7 protein-coding genes are annotated in these 16,497 nt (G+C 47.2%); 4 read left to right on the plus strand and 3 right to left on the minus strand.

Going from position 1 to position 16,497, the window contains the following annotated elements; translation table 11 throughout:
• The first annotated feature begins 172 nt into the window (after positions 1 to 172).
• A complete protein-coding gene (locus ACRD7P_RS02850) occupies positions 173 to 1,714 on the plus strand; it encodes a glycine--tRNA ligase (RefSeq protein WP_430905982.1) in 1,542 nt (513 codons plus the stop codon).
• Positions 1,715 to 1,842: 128 nt separating this feature from the next.
• Here ACRD7P_RS02850 and ACRD7P_RS02855 read toward each other — a convergent pair whose 3' ends face one another.
• On the minus strand, positions 1,843 to 3,333 hold the full coding sequence (locus tag ACRD7P_RS02855) for a PLP-dependent aminotransferase family protein (RefSeq protein WP_430905983.1): 1,491 nt from the start codon (positions 3,331 to 3,333) through the stop codon (positions 1,843 to 1,845).
• Positions 3,334 to 3,449: 116 nt separating this feature from the next.
• Between ACRD7P_RS02855 and ACRD7P_RS02860 the strand changes: the two genes are divergently transcribed.
• A complete protein-coding gene (locus tag ACRD7P_RS02860) occupies positions 3,450 to 4,136 on the plus strand; it encodes a pyridoxamine 5'-phosphate oxidase family protein (protein WP_430905984.1) in 687 nt (228 codons plus the stop codon).
• On the plus strand, positions 4,117 to 4,407 hold the full coding sequence (locus ACRD7P_RS02865) for a DUF1272 domain-containing protein (RefSeq protein WP_430905985.1): 291 nt from the start codon (positions 4,117 to 4,119) through the stop codon (positions 4,405 to 4,407). The genes ACRD7P_RS02860 and ACRD7P_RS02865 overlap by 20 nt, the downstream gene beginning before the upstream one ends.
• A 7-nt stretch (positions 4,408 to 4,414) precedes the next feature.
• On the opposite strand, the gene ACRD7P_RS02870 is transcribed toward ACRD7P_RS02865, so the two are convergent.
• A complete protein-coding gene (locus ACRD7P_RS02870) occupies positions 4,415 to 6,493 on the minus strand; it encodes a TonB-dependent receptor family protein (RefSeq protein WP_430905986.1) in 2,079 nt (692 codons plus the stop codon).
• 224 nt (positions 6,494 to 6,717) lie between these two features.
• Between ACRD7P_RS02870 and ACRD7P_RS02875 the strand changes: the two genes are divergently transcribed.
• A complete protein-coding gene (locus tag ACRD7P_RS02875) occupies positions 6,718 to 7,482 on the plus strand; it encodes an exodeoxyribonuclease III (RefSeq protein ID WP_430905987.1) in 765 nt (254 codons plus the stop codon).
• Positions 7,483 to 7,824: 342 nt separating this feature from the next.
• Here the strand turns inward: ACRD7P_RS02875 and ACRD7P_RS02880 are convergent, their stop codons facing one another.
• On the minus strand, positions 7,825 to 16,281 hold the full coding sequence (locus ACRD7P_RS02880) for a T9SS type B sorting domain-containing protein (protein WP_430905988.1): 8,457 nt from the start codon (positions 16,279 to 16,281) through the stop codon (positions 7,825 to 7,827).
• Between the last annotated feature and the right edge of the window lie 216 nt (positions 16,282 to 16,497).

Below are 16,497 nucleotides of genomic sequence, written 5' to 3' on the forward strand. Positions count from 1 at the left end.
TCCTAATCGGTAATGGTGGCCGTACAATGGACGGAAGCCCGAATTTTTAGGGTTTACTCGATGTTCCTTTTCCAATACCGGGCGTCTCATGATGCCGCGAGGTCCGTACGATGCCATAAAATAATTCTGAAATTCTCTCCGCTCTGTTGGGGTAAAATTCTATTTTTGCCAAATGGCAAATAAAGAAGACATCTTTAAAAAGGTTATTTCCCACGCAAAAGAGTATGGGTACGTATTTCAATCCAGTGAAATTTATGATGGTTTAAGTGCAGTGTACGACTATGCGCAGAATGGGGCGGAATTAAAGAAAAACATTCGGGAATACTGGTGGCGCGCCATGGTTCAGCTCAATAAGAACATTGTGGGAATCGATGCCGCGATCTTTATGCATCCGACAACCTGGAAAGCTTCGGGCCATGTAGATGCCTTTAACGACCCCCTGATCGATAACAAAGATTCCAAAAAAAGATATCGTGCCGATGTTTTGGTAGAGGACTATACGGCTAAAATCGAGGCTAAAATCGAAAAAGAGGTCAAAAAAGCGGCCAAACGGTTTGGTGACGCTTTTGATAAGTCCCAGTTTTTGGCCACCAATGGCAGGGTGGTAGAATACCAGAAAAAAATAAATACCATATTAAAACGCTTGGGCAGCTCCTTGGAAAAAGAAGACCTGGCCGATGTTAAGGCGCTGATCGAAGAGCTGGGAATCGTATGCCCCGTATCCGGATCAAAAAACTGGACCGACGTAAAACAGTTCAATCTCATGTTCGGCACCAAATTGGGCGCATCGGCCGATTCGGCCATGGACCTTTACTTGAGGCCCGAAACGGCACAGGGAATTTTCGTAAACTTTTTGAACGTTCAGAAAACGGGCCGCATGAAAATTCCGTTCGGAATAGCCCAAACCGGTAAGGCCTTTAGGAACGAGATCGTGGCGCGACAGTTCATCTTTCGGATGCGGGAGTTTGAACAAATGGAAATGCAGTTTTTTGTAAAGCCCGGAAGCCAAAAAGAATGGTATGAGGCCTGGAAAGAAAATCGTATGAAATGGCACCTTTCCCTTGGTATGGGCGAAGAAAATTATCGTTTTCACGACCACGAGAAATTGGCCCATTATGCCGATGCCGCAGCGGATATCGAGTTCCGTTTTCCGTTCGGATTCAAAGAATTGGAAGGAATCCATTCCCGTACCGATTTTGACTTGAGCGCGCACGAAGAGCATTCCGGTAAAAAATTACAGTATTTTGACCATGAGGAAAATAAGAACTATGTGCCCTATGTGGTAGAAACTTCCATAGGTCTGGACCGAATGTTTTTGGCCGTATTCTCCCATTCCCTAAAGGAAGAGGTGCTGGAAAACAATACCACACGTACCGTTTTAAAATTACCTGCGGTACTGGCACCGACCAAGGCCGCGGTATTGCCGTTGGTGAAAAAGGATGGCCTGCCCGAAATCGCACATCAGATCGTAGACGACCTGAAATGGGATTTTAATGTAACCTATGATGAAAAAGATGCCGTAGGTAGGCGTTACCGCAGACAGGATGCCGTAGGTACGCCGTTTTGTATTACCGTGGACCATCAGACCAAGGAAGACAATACGGTAACCATTCGCCATCGCGATACCATGGAACAACGGCGGGTCCCCATAGCCGAGGTCAATGAACTGATCGCAAAGGAGGTGGATATGAAATCGTGGCTCGGTAAAATGTAATACCATTATTGCTTTTTATTTGGGTAATTTTAAGGTGGAAATGGTATAATACCAATAGGTATAAGTATGGTACCACTGGCCTGCAAAGCGATGTTTGGCCCTGTAAGTCACCTCGATCGTAAACAAAATCAATCCATCTTTTTAGGGATACTATCTTGAACGGCCAAATGCAGTTTTTTTAAGACCGTTCGAATTTCCTCCTCGTTGTATGCGGCAAAACCCATCCGTATACCGTTATGGCCGGTTTTGGCCATATCATAACGTTGCCATTCCCCAATGATCAAACCGTGTTTTTTTGCCTGTTCGGAAATCGTGCGCCACTCGTACCCCTTTTGAAGACGCACCCACACCGCCATGCCTCCCTTGGGTATTTCAAAAGTAAAGACCGTACCGAAAAGCTGCTCCAACAATGTACAGAAGAGCGCCCGGCGCAATGCATAATGCTTTAATACCTTTCGGATATGACGGTCGAGATCCCCACTTTTGATAAAGTTCGCAAAAGCGGCCTCCAGTAACGAATCGCCCTGTCTATCGACAAAACGGCGCAGTTTGGCACATTGGTCCACAAACGCCCTTGGGGCCACCAAATAGCCCACGCGGTATACCGGGGCCACTGTTTTGCATACCGACCCTACGTAAATTACGTTGCCGTTAGCGTCATGGCTCGCAAGGGGTAGTATGGGGGAATGATCGTAGTGAAAATCGTAGTCATAGTCATCTTCGATAATGGCAAAACGATGGGTGCGGGCAAGGTTTAGCAACTGCATACGCCGTTCGGCCGACAGCATTACCGTGGTGGGATGATGGTGGTGCGATGTAACATAAACGGCCTTGATATCATGCTTTTTGCACAAATGGGCAATGGCATCGGTGTTGAGCCCATTTTCGTCCACGGGCACCCGAAGGAGCGTAGCGCCTGCATGTTGGAACGTAAGATCCGCTGCAATATAATTGGTTTCGCCGACCACCACATAGGTATTGGGTGCCATTAATGTTCGTGCCGCCAGGTACATCGCCATTTGACTGCCGCGGGTAATCAACAACTGGTCTTTTGTAATATGCAGTCCCCGGGTTTCATTAAGATAGGTAACCAAAACCTCGCGAAGTCTGGGATTTCCATAGGTGGTGTCATAACCCAAATAGCGAAGGCTGTTCTTGCGGTCGGCCAGACTGCGATATTCTTTGGCTATGGCTTTCATAGGTGTTAGCCGTACATCCGAAACCCCGTCGTTTAGGTAGTGATAGCCGGGCAATCTTTCAACTAAGGGCCGTTCCAATAACGGTTCTTTAAAAAATGAAAAACCGGCTTCTTGCGTGCCGGGAACCTCCATAGTATCGATAAAGGCCCGTTTTTGGAGCGTCGGGATATTTTGGTGGACAAAAGTGCCTTTTTTGGGAATACTCACTATCCAGCCTTGTAGCAAAAGGTCATCGTAACAGGCGATTACCGTTTTCCGGTGTACCGACAGTTGCGCTGCAAGTGTTCGGCTTCCGGGAAGTTTTGCGCCCGGGACGAGTACGTTTTTTTTGATCAAACCTACAAATTGATTGGCCAATTGAAGGTAGATAGGTTGCTTTCCGGAGCGGTCTATTTGAAGGGTCGTTTTATAGGGAATCATATCTGGACTACTTAAAAGTTGTATTCTGGACGAAAACGATAGCCCATAAAGCTATTACATTTGTTCGGAAGAAGCGCATCACATTCGGGAAATTGCCCGGTATAAAATTTTGTAAGATGAACGAGTTTAAAAAAGAAGCCCGTAATACGGTACGTAGGGGAGCCAATAGGGCCAGTTACGATGTCGAAAAAATAAATACCATACTGGATGCCGGCTTTGTCGGTTACGTATCCTACATTTTTGAGGGTCGGGCCATCTGCTTGCCCATGGCTTACGGAAGATCGGGAGATACGATTTATTTGCACGGCTCCCATAAAAACCGAATGCTGTTGTCCTTGTTGGAAGGGAAAACGGGGAGTATGACCGTGATGCATTTGGACGCCCTGGTACTGGCCCGTTCGGGGCTGCACCATTCCGTAAACTATCGTTCGGCAACCTTGTTCGGTAGTTTGGAAAAGCTAACCGACCCGGACCAAAAGACGCAAGCGTTGAAGTGTGTGGTGGATCATATGATGGAAGGCCGCTGGGAAGGAATTCGCCCAATGTTAAAAAAAGAACTGGACGGTACCTTGGTAGTGGCCATGACCATTGAAACGGCCAGTGCAAAAATTAGGGACGAGGGGGTAAAGGATGAAAAGGGCGATATGCATTTGCCCGTTTGGGCGGGATTGCTTCCTTTACGGCAAATTGCCGAACTTCCTGAAAGCGATCCCTTTCTTCCTGAAGGAGTAGCTGTTCCCGAACATGTAACGGCCTATTACCAAACCCATAAATATAACGTTAATGTTAGCGATCAGACCTAGTTGTGAAAACTGTAACAAAGCCCTTCCGGCCAATGCCGTTGATGCCATGATCTGTTCTTACGAATGCACCTTTTGTGCCGATTGTGTGGAAACGATACTTTTGAATGTGTGTCCAAATTGTGGGGGAGGGTTTGAAAAACGCCCCGTTCGGCCCAAACAAAAATTGGTAAAAAACCCGGCACAACAAAAAGCGGTATACCGTCCTGTTGACAAGTTCAAATTTGAACCGTTACAAACACGATGGAAAGACATTGCTCCTGAGGAAAGGTAAATTTGTATTAAAACCGATACCCAAGTCGAAGGCTACCATACGCATTACGGGCGTCACCAGGATAGAAGTAACGGGGTTCGTTTCCGCCAAAACCATTGGTGTTGATCAACACCGATTGTGCGTAAACGATATCGAAAAGGTTGTTGATGCCCAAATCCATACCTAGCGAAAAGCGGTCCGTAAGTTTTTTGTAAAACCCTAATCGTGTATTCAGTACGTTGAAGGAATCGCTCGAAAGGCTATTGGCATCGGTCAGCGGAATGGCGCCCACATGTTGGTAAGTAACGTTCCAGTAACAAAAGGAGAACAGTTGTAGCTGTAACCCGGCCGTCGCCCGGTGCTTGGGGACACCCGTTAGCGGGTTCCCTGAAAAGTCCTCTTCTTCGTCAACAAAATCGATAAAACTATGGTCGGTAAGGGTATAGTTCACAAATGGGGATAGTTGAAACCCATCCGCCAAGGGCAACCGATATTTTACCGCCAATTCAAGACCGCGATGCCTTGTTTTTCCTGCGTTTCGACCGATAAATCGATCATTGTCGATACGTTCCCCTACCAGCAGGTTTTGAATGTTCATTTGGTATACCGCCAGCTGTAGTCCCAACCGCTTACGATCAAGAAAAAGTTGGGTGCCCAGTTCGTAGTTCATTCCCGTTTCTTGTGCAATATCCGGATTTACCGCTCCATCGGGTGTTAAGGATTGTTCCAAGGTCGGGTTTGAAAAACCGCGGCTTACATTAAAATATACCGACTTCGAATTTGAAAGCTGATAATTCAGATTCAAACTGGGAAGTAGAATGGCCTTAAAATTTCTTGTTGCGCTTCTGTTTTCGGAGCCTTGTCCAAAAAAATCGCGATAGTTGTACTTGGTCTTATTTAAGTTCACCCCCACTTGCGCGGTGAACGTTTCGGAAAACGGAACTTCCAAACTACCGAACAGGTTTAGCTGAGTGCGATACTCTTTATTGTCAGCAAACTTTGCCCCCTGCAAACTACCGTTACCATTGTTGTCCTCAAAATTGTTTTGAAACTCGTCCCAAACGTATACATCCCGATACCCTTCGGTGCCAAGTACATAATTGGCGGGAGTATCCAGTATACCGGTTTTTCCCAAAAATCGGGACCGTATTCCGTAGCCGTTGGTAAATTCATCGAGAATACCGAACGGTCGTGCTTCGTAATGGTCCAGATAAGTATAGAAAACACTGGTCGAATTTTCCAACTTTTCGGAAAAGGTATGATGGTAGTTAAGTCCGGTAAGGGTATACTTATTGGCTTCAAAGCCTTGGGAGGCTCGCCATGTAAACGTGGCTTGGCTCGGATCTTCCGCAAAAGCGGTAGCCCCGAGAGAACTTGGTATTTGCGCGGTATAGTCAATATGGTTCAATAGGAGGTTCACCCTATTTTTTGGATCGATACGGTACCCAAGGTTCACCAACAATCCGTCCCGTTTGAACGTGCTGTTTTGGCGGTACCCGTCCGTTTCGGTATGGCCATATTGGACACCGAGTCGCAAACCGTTTTCATAATGGTTAAAAGAGAGGTTGTTTTTCAAAAGGCCAAAGGCGCCCACGGTAAAATTGTTGGAAATGGTGGTAGCGTTACCCAGCGCCTCTTTCGGATTTAGGATAATGGCGCCCCCCAAATTAGTGCCGTAGGTAGTCCCTTTTGGGCCTTTTATCACTTCGATCTGGCTTAGGTTTTCCAAATCGAACGCCTCTATGGTCGATACGCCCGATCCGTCCGTTACGGGAATATCATTGTAATACAAGCGAAGTTTGTCCGTTCCGAAAAGTGTTCGTGCACCTACCCCACGTATGGTGATACGGTTGGTGTTCAACGCCCCCGAAAACACATATACCCCGGGAATCTGGTTCATGGAAGGGACCAAGGAAACAGGGCTGGAATTTTGGAACACACTGGCGCCTACGATATCGGAGGGAACGATACCTATGGCATTTTTCCGTTTTAGGGCATCCAACAAAATAACCTCGTCAAGTTGTGTAATACTGTCCCGGTCCACGGGGTCTTGAGCAACTAAAATGGTGGTGAACAGCAGTAATACGATGGTGAGCGTGTGGTTCATCTAAAAAAATATCCTATAAAAATAAGGCTTATAGTTTGTATTGTCTTGAAAACCGGACCATTTATAAAAACCCTCGTTTTCGTTTAAAGTTATAGTGCGGCCATTTTCCAACATCGGTCCGTTTTGGTTACTTTTAGGCATTGAAAGATATTGAACTCATTTAGCCAATTGAAAAAGTCTAAATGAGTTCATTAACAACAGAAACACCGATAAAGCACTTCAGTATGAAAATTGTATCCTATAATGTAAACGGCATTCGTGCCGCCTTAAAAAAGGGTTTTATAGAATGGCTCAGTGCCACGGACCCTGATGTCGTTTGTTTACAGGAAATAAAGGCACAGGAAGATCAGTTGGACCTATCGCTATTCGAGGCGGCGGGATATTCCTATAATTACTGGTATAGTGCGCAAAAAAAAGGGTACAGTGGGGTTGCGATATTGTCGAAGACCGAACCGGACCATGTTGCTTTCGGTACGGGAATCGAAACTATGGATTTTGAGGGAAGAAACCTTAGGGCAGACTTTGGAGATCTTTCCGTAATGAGCATGTATTTGCCCTCTGGAACCAACCTCGCCCGTTTGGATTTTAAGCTGAACTATATGGCCGAGATTCAGGAGTATTTTGACGAATTAAAAAAAGAACGCCCCAACCTTGTGGTATTGGGCGACTACAATATTTGCCATGAGGCCATAGACATACACGATCCGGTACGCAACAAAAATGTTTCCGGGTTTTTGCCGGTGGAACGGGAATGGATCGGCAACCTGATGAAAAGCGGATTCATAGACAGTTTCAGGCATTTTAACAAAGAGCCCGATAATTATACCTGGTGGAGTTATAGGGCAAATGCTCGAAATAACAATAAAGGTTGGCGTTTGGATTATGGTATGGTCAGTGAAACCCTGGCCGCTCGCTTGGTTCGTTCGGTAATTTTATCCGAGGCCAAACACAGTGACCATTGTCCGATCCTTGTGGAGATAGCGGACTAATACCATTTCTACTTTAAAATTACCCATTAAAAATTGCCCTTCTCCGCTTATACTTCAAAATAAAAAACAACCGTAGCTACTGCTATGCTTGATTTTTCCTTTTCGTCTAAGCGAAAAAATGACTGCGTTTTATTTGGGTAATTTTAAAGCAAAAATGGTATAATACCATTTCAACGTTAAAAAGATATTGACGTATTACAGCTTGGCAATGTGTTTCCTAGGAAATGTCGTCGGTATCTTTGGACGGTTCATATTGTTTGGTCTCCAAAGGCAAAAAAAGCGGCCCGTTTCATTTGAAATGGGCCGCTTGTTGTATGCTAAACGAGTTTGTTATTTCTGTTATTAACGATAGATGGAAAAGTGACCGATAAATTCGCGATCGTCACGCTCTCCGTTCAGTTTAAGAACATACCAGTAATCTCCCGTTGGAAGATCTTCTCCATTGTAGGTCCCGTTCCATTCCCCTTCCCCAACAAACTGTTTTAAGGTACGTCCGAACCGGTCGAATATTTTGACCGTGATATCGGGGAAGGCATTGGAGTTTTTGATTCTCCAAGTGTCGTTTTCACCATCGTTATTGGGGCTAAAGAAATTCGGGATTTCAATATCGATGAACTCCATCGTTATTTGAACGGCCGCTTCACAACCTTTTCCGTCCACCACTCTTACGGTATACGTACCGTCGCGGTTAATGTAATAGGAAGGAGAAGCCGACGGTACCCCTTCGAAGTAGTAGGTGTACGTGCCGTCGCCACCATCGGCGGCCACAAGAATTTCATTGATGTTCCCCGGCATTGTCGTCAAGGTAAGTTCGTCCTGAGCGTCCAGACTAAAGGTCTTTGGCAACACACATCCGGTACCCATATGTACGATACTAATCGTATGGTCTCCAGGGCCGATAGCCTCGAACAGATTACTGCTCTGGGTTTCCGAAGGTTGTGGGTTCAAAGGATCGATAGGATCAAGGGCATACACGATTTCCAACATGTCCTGATCTTGATCTTCAAGAACAACCTGTGCCCCATAAAAGGGTATTCCTTCACGACATTCGATAAATTCCGTGATGCTACCCTCTATGTTGGCACCCGTTTCAACTTCGTCCAAAACAACGGGAACATCGGGTTCGCAATCATTTGCATCGGTTACGTATACTTCATAGAACCCTCCGGGGAGCCCGGTAATATCGTAGGTAGTACCTGAAATGGCATTGTATTCCGTGTTGGTGCCATCGTTTTGATCGACTACCCGAATGGAATATGGGGTAGTACCACCGGCAATGGTAACGGTAATCTGCCCTCCATTATCGCCTGAGCAAACCTCGTCTATCACCGAAGTGGTAAAGGTCAATGGAGCCGTTGGCCCACCGATGCGAACGACGGTTTCTTCCGGACAGCCATTCGCATCCTGTACCCGAATGATATGATCGCCTGCCGGGAGATCGATAAAATCACCACTATCATATGCTTTCGCCGGAGTATCCGAGGAAAGGTTGAAGTATTGGTACGGTGCAGTACCGCCATTGGGTACTACGGTTGCGGTACCGGTCTCCTCTCCAAAGCAGAGTACGGGCGTTCCGATGACTTCTGTGGGTAAGGTCAGTTGCTGTAAGGTAGGTATTTCACCTGTTTCGGTATCTTCACAATCGGGGAAGCCTGCGCTTACTGCGGTAATACTATAAGTACCGCTACCCAAGTTTTCAAAAATTCCGGTGTCGTTCGTAGCCGGATATCCAGCAGGTACCGGAGAAATGGTATACTGATAGTTTCCTTTTCCTCCAGTAGCGGTCGCCACCAATACGCCGTCCATATCGCCAAAGCAATTGATCCTGGCGTTGCTTTCATCGACATTGACTTCTAATGGTGCTACTTCTGGCATTACCCTAGTAATGGGTAAGGGGGCGTTACAACCGCTATCGTCCACTGCCGTAAATTCATAGGTTCCTGCAGGGGTGGCAACGTTGTTGGTCGTCCATTGCGCTGAAGGGCTTGCATTTCCGTCCATATCGGTATACACATAGTAAATGGTCCTTGGTCCCGTTCCTCCGGCCGCAGATACATCGAACCTTCCAGAACCTGCAGCACAGCTGGGTTCGAGCGAAATGAAAACGTCCAATGTTACTTCCGAAGGGTCGGTAAGAACGATATTCGGAATCGTAAGATCACAATTTCTGCCATCGGTAACGATTACCTCGTAATCGCCTTCCCTTAGGTTTTCAAATCGGTTACTGTCTTGCGGTACTCCTGTGACACCTGTGGTATTGTTTACCAAGCTATACTGATACGTTCCGCTACCTCGGTCTACGACCACTTCTATCAGACCGTCATCCCCTTTCGGGCAACTTGGGTCGTTAACTACTTTCGAACTTGTTATTTCTCTAATAGGCTCGATCAACGGGGTGGATATCGTTTCACTGTAATTGGCACAGCCACGGCTGTCCCTTACGAACAGTTCGTAATTGGTATCGCTATCAAGATTGCTAAAGGTATAATTTGATCCAAAAGCGACCGTTTTACTAGGATCTGTAGGATGTACAAGTTCAAACTCATAACCGCCCCATCCACCTTCCGGTATGGCCGTGATTTCGCTATCGTTTCCAGGGTTACAACTAGGTTCCTGTGTAAAACTATAGGTGAAGCTGAGCCTTCTCGGTGGGGCCTGTATGGTAACATTTTCCGAAGGAACAACACATCCCGAATCAATATCGGTCACTTGTACATAATAGGATCCCGCGGGCAATCCGGGCACGGTCAGTACACCGCTATCGGTAGAGGTTATCGTCGCCTGCTGTGAGGAACCATCGGCGCGGAATACTTCATATCGGAATCCGCTGCCACCAAAACTAGCCGCTTGGAATGTAAAACTTCCGTCACTTGCCGGAGTGGTACCATCCGCTAGGGTCTTACAGACCAAATCAGTTTTCCCGGTTACGGCCACTTCAATATAGTTGTACTCGTTTACCGTGTAGGTAACCGTAGCACGACAATCGGTAACAAGGTCATGTACTTCATAGAAATAATCCGCAACGGGGCTACCTTGTGGAATGGTAATTTCGTAAGGTGCGGCCGCTGTTTCTACCGATCCGGTAGTCAGGTTTATCACCTCATATGATCCCGAACCGTCGCTAATATCAATACGGAAAACGGCGTCATCAATACAGGTCATGGGCTGTGCCCCACTGCCACCATTGGTAGCGTCAACAACCGCCTGCAAAGGACGAATGGCCTCTACGGTAACGGTATTCGAAGTTGCCTCGCATCCATTATCATCCTTAATGATGACGGTAATATCCTGGGTAACGTCCTTATAGGTGACGGTCAGGGTATTGTCCGCGGTAAAACTGTTTCCATTAAAACTGTACAGATAGGGAGCGGTACCATCTACGGGCGTGGCCGTAATGGTTACTTCGTTTCCGGTGTTACAGCTATAGGGTGCCGGGGCGGCCAAGGATACCTGTAACAGCGCCGGTTCTTCTATTTCTGCTGGAAAAGTCTGCACACAATTTTTTGATGAACGCACGTATACGGTATACGTATCGGCGGCAAGATCTTCAAAAATATCCGAGGCGCCATAGGTTAATGTGGCGGTACTTGAGGTAGGTCGAATGGCATATTCATAGGTAACATCGGTATTCGAACTACCTGAAATCTGTTGTACGAACACTTTTCCGGTCGCCGAGCCCAAGCCACCACAGGCCACGTCCTGTTCGGTGCTTATTTCAAACTCGGGATCGGCGGGCGTGTCCAAGGTAAAGTTGACCGATGGTGGTATCGGACAGCCCGACAACAGGTCTTCTACCGTAAACTCATACGCTACTCCGGCATCCAAATTGGCAAAGAGTCCGGTGGTATTGGTTTCCTCACCGGCCACGTATCCGGCAGGTGGGTTTAACAAGGTAAATTCATAAGATTCCGATCCACCGTATACTTCTACTTGTATACTGCCGTCGTTACCTGGGTCACAACTTACCTCCTGAACGATATTCGGAATCTGTTTGATGACCATTGAGGGGTAAATGGCAATTGGGGTCGATACAGAACATCCATTGGCGTTTCGTACTTCCAAAGTGTGATCTCCGGGGCCCAGGTTTCTGGTGGCGCTATCGGTAATCTCACCATTCCAGATAAATTGTAGATCATCCGTTCCGGTATAGTCTACGGTAGCGTTTACGGTATAAATCTCATCGGATGGAGAAGCGCAACGGTTTGGAACGGTAAACGCCAAATTCGAAGGCTCCGGTTCCAGTTCGATGACCACGGGCTGAAAACCGGCCGTGCTATTGTCCATATCGAGCTGTACAATACACCCTGCGGCATCTTTTACATAAACATCGTAGCTTCCCGCTGGACGGTCGACATCGCTGGCCGGTCCAAAATCAGGGTCAGTTACCGGATTGCCGACGGGTACAAAGGCGTACTGGTATTCTTCCCAGGTGCCCCTTAGGGTATTGTTCCTTTCAAAAAACCGCTGGTCGTCCCATCCGCCCGTCGCGTTGACCGCAATTTTACCATCACGATGGCAGGTGGCATCCACCTTGTTTAAAAATTCTATTTTGAGACTACTTCGTGGTCGCTGTATCAAGAACCGTACGGCAGATTGACATTGGTTATTTGGGTTATAAATTTCGGCAACATACCAAGCGGGCAGCAAATCGTGCGGTAACTCGTATACGGCAGTGTTCGGTCCCGTAAACGCAGATACCGGGAAGCTTAGGGTCGTCGGTGGGGTTCCAAACTCATATGGAACATCACTGGGTCTGCCCCGACTACCTCCCCTGTAAATTCGGTACTCCAGATCGGTACCGCCACCAAAGTCGGTTACCGTAAGCTGTACCCGTCCATCGCTGGAGCTGCGACAACTGATACTTTCGGTAACTGCAGTTACGGTAGTTCCCTCGGGATGTGGAATAGTACCCATGTTTTTCCAACGTTGACACCCGTTTGCGTCAATGACTACAACACCATAATTCACGCCGAACAATAAACCCTCTATCCGTGTTGTGGAAGAAAAACTGGTACTGGTGTCCGCTGGGTCAAAAGGAATAAAACTTCCTGCTGTCGGTGCGTCCGGGTCAAAGGGCCATACGCGATAGCGGTACGGACCAGGAATCATGGCACTGTTTGTAATATTGAGGTCAAATTGTGCTCCGGTAACACAGGTTTGTGTTGTAGCGGAAGGCGCGGGTCTGGTCACTACATTGTTTGGTAGTTCCGGCATGTCCACAAATCGGAAAGTTTCATAAATACAGCCTCGCGCATCTTCTACACGTACTAAAAAATGACCCCTCCAGTACATACGTTCCTGTGAGTTGATAATTCCGTTCGCGGGTACGGTTACCGTTCGTGTGCGGTATCTTCTGGACCACCCGGTGGCAAGATAATCCGCTTCACTACGGATCCGATATACCGAAAAGGTAAGCGGACCTACGGCATTGGTAGGCTGATCGTTGGCGGCTCCCGGATTCCGTATTCTGATAAAGCCCCAGTTCATGCCTCCTGTCGATCTACAGGTTGTATCTTGAGTGTCAACGGCAAAATCCAATGGGTCGTCCGCAGCAATGGTTATTGTCTGTATTCCAGTAGTACACCCTAAGGCGTCGGTGATGACAAAGCGGTAATCCCGTGCGTCCAAATTGTTATAAAGGGTATTGTCGCTTACGCCTTCACCATTAAAGGTAGCGGACGGTGCCGCACGTTCAAAATCAATTTGGAACGGTGCCGTTCCTCCCCCGGGAATTATTTTCACCGCTCCCGTACCCGCGATACCACATTTGGTATCGGTGATTTCGGTAGTAAAAGTAATCGGTGGTGCTTCTTTTATGGTTATCGGTTGGGTTACGGTCTGGCAACCTTTATCATCGGTAACACGAAATACCAGAATTTCACCATCAACACTGGAATAGTGCGGGGATACCGTACTGGCATATGCGGTATCGGGCGCTCCTTCCTGTTTGACCTCATAGGTATACGGTGGGTATCCTTCCTCGGCATTGATACTGATTTCGGCATCGCCCCCACAACCCAAAGGTTTGTCCACATTGGCCAAGGCAAATAGCTGACCGCTGATATTGGTATCCGCTACAAGGGTTTCGCATAAGTTTGCGCCCCCTACTTTTATTTCATAATCGTCCGGTGTTAAATTGTTAAGGACAAAGGTCGTTGCTGCTCCCAAATCTACTTTTGAACCATCGTTTATGGTATAGTAGTATGGAGCGGAACCTGCGGTAATGTTAATGCGCAGCGATCCCGGTTGGCTGTTTTGATAACAGTACTGGGTGTCCGGACTGGCAGCATCCACTTCCACGGTAGGTCCACCGGCATCCGTCAATGTAAAGGAGTCGGTAGCGTCGGTACAACCGTTTGCGTCCGTTACCAAAATATCATAGGTTTCCCCGAGATCGGTAAGTCCGGTTATGGTGGCGCTATTTTGTGGAGCTGCTGGATGAAATGATCCATCGCTCTGTCTCCGTAATTGGTAGCTGAAAGCGCCCCAACCACCGGAAGCGTTGATTGCTACGGAACCGGCATTACCACAGTTCATGGGGTTTAAGGTGTGGCTTACGCTAATAGCACTGCTAGGAACGGCAATGGTTAGGGACGTTGTCTTAAAACAAGTTGAGGTGTCGTCGGTAACGGTGACCTCATAGTCGTCCGGTGCCAAACCAGACAAGGTAGTCGTGTTGGTATTGGTATTGGTCCCGGAATCGATGATACTGCCCCCTCCGTTGGTAACGGTATAGCTATAGGTCGTCTGAAATTCGGTAACACTAAAACTGAAACTACCATTGGTAGACCCGGTGGCGCAACTTGCATTGTTTAGCACTTGGGTGGCCACGGTAATATTGGATGGATCGATCAGATTGTAATTTCGAATGATCCTACAGCCATCGGCAGTAACTACTTGAAAGGTATATGCACCTGCGGAAAGACTTGGAAAAAAACCGTCGGCATTGGTTGTTCCGGTACCGGCACCGGCCGTAATACTATATGTATAAGGTCCTGTACCATCCACAACGGTAAGCTGCAAATTGGAGGTGCCCGCAGCGCAATCGCTATCGGGTACGGCAAAGGTAAGGTCTGTAGGGTCGCTTCCCGCACTAATGGTAAAATTGCTCTCGGCGATACAGCTTCCGTCATCTGCGATCAACGTGTAGTTTCCCGCACCAAGACCTGTAAATTCCGGGTTGTTTTGAAAGGTATTGCCATCCAGGCTAAAGGTATAGCTCGCCGGTGGAGCACTGCCATCGGGCAAAGTTGCCCGTATGGTGGCCGAACCGGTATCGCAGTCCAATTGTTGCGTCTGTTCGGTAGTTATTGTAAAACTAGGGTCACTGCCGACTGTAACCGAAATAGGATCGGATGTACATTGGTTACCGGATTTCTCTTGCCGTACGCGTAACTCATAGCTGCCAGCGGCCAAATTACCGAACGAACTGGAGGTCTGAAAAGGAGCGCCATCCAGCGAAAAGGTTACCGAGTACCCCCTGGCATCCAATATTTCCACAATGATGTTTCCATTGTCGGTTCCGTTACAGCTGACATTGGTAACATTGGGGGTGACCGTCAATTCGGGCTCTTCGGCCATAGTAACTTCGTTTGCCGGTATTTCACAGTCCTTATTGTCCCTTACAATGATGGTGTAGTTCCCCGCTGTTGAAATCGGTACATTGGTTTGGTTTCCATTGGTGAACGGTAAAAAGGTAGTACCATCGATACTATATTCATAAGGGGCATTGAATCCGGAAGTAGCGATGTTGACGATGCCTTCATTACAATCGATATTTTTGGTTACCGTTGCGGAAGGTGCCGAAGGGTCGAATTGTTCTACCGTTACCAATTGGGTCCAAGGGCAGCTGCCGTTTGCCAAGGTAACTTCTACAAGATACTGTCCAGGGTCCAGACTATTACTGGTATAAGTGTTAGCGGAAATAGGCCCGCCGCTGGTTGCCCTTAGGGCACCTGTATTGGTGGTTCCCGCATAAATATTGTAATCGTAGGTGGCCGCACCGTCTATGACTTCTACCTGAATACCATTAGAGGCATTACAATTAATGGCCACTTCTTCCGCAGTAGCGTTAATTTCATCGTTTCTTACTTCAATGTCTTCTAGACGAAAGGTACATCCTCCGGAACCGTCCAAGCTTTCGATCAGAACGGTATAGCGTCCTGCAGCTGGAACGGTAAATGTTTTTTCGGTTTGCCAGTTTGCTCCGTTTTCGATGCGGTACTGGTAATTGTTGGGCATGTTGTTGATCGTGATCGACCCTGCGCCCGCACAGGTAATGTGAGTAACGACCTCTTGGGGGTTCAACCCATTCGCCGTTACATTAAAAAAGTACCTCCCTGGAGGAGTGCCGTCGGAGTAGTTGACGAATATGCGGTATTGGCCACTTTCGGTAACCGTGAACTGGGTGTCCGTTGAAAGTTCGTCCCAGGTACAGGCCGGATTAAAATTTCCACATCCCGGAGATGCGGCCGGACAGCTTCCTTCCTGAAGTTTGGCCCAACTGATATTGGTCAGGTTCGGAATGTTAGTGGTAAGTACACGTTCATCGTTGGCGCCACAGAGGTAAATTTCGTGTAAGAAGTCACCTGAATCATTACAGAATTCCTGATTGTCCGAAATGCCTTCGAGCGGGTGGGTGTTGAAAATTGCCGTTTCCATCGCTATTTCCGGGCTAGTTTCTTCGGAAGGTGTGAACACATGCGGAAAAACAAATCCAAAAATGGAGGAAAAAGTAAGCACGGAAACGATACATATCATTACGCGCTTAAAGCGTTGGGAATGCGTAAAAAGGGCCATAAGTAGGTATTTAGCTATTTGGTCTGGTTTTTGGCGCTATCCTAAATTTGGGGAAAAAATAGGGCCAAAAGGTTTCTCTTTAACGATTAATTTGGGGGTTTAGTATGGTAGAAATGTCTTTTCGCCATACAAACCAACAGTAAAACTATAATATTGTCCGTGAATGATAAAATAGTACCGATATACGGGTGTAGTTGAACGATGAACGGGCGTATT

It is taken from the genome of Maribacter sp. 2-571, assembly GCF_050589625.1.
Lineage (GTDB): Bacteria > Bacteroidota > Bacteroidia > Flavobacteriales > Flavobacteriaceae > Pelagihabitans.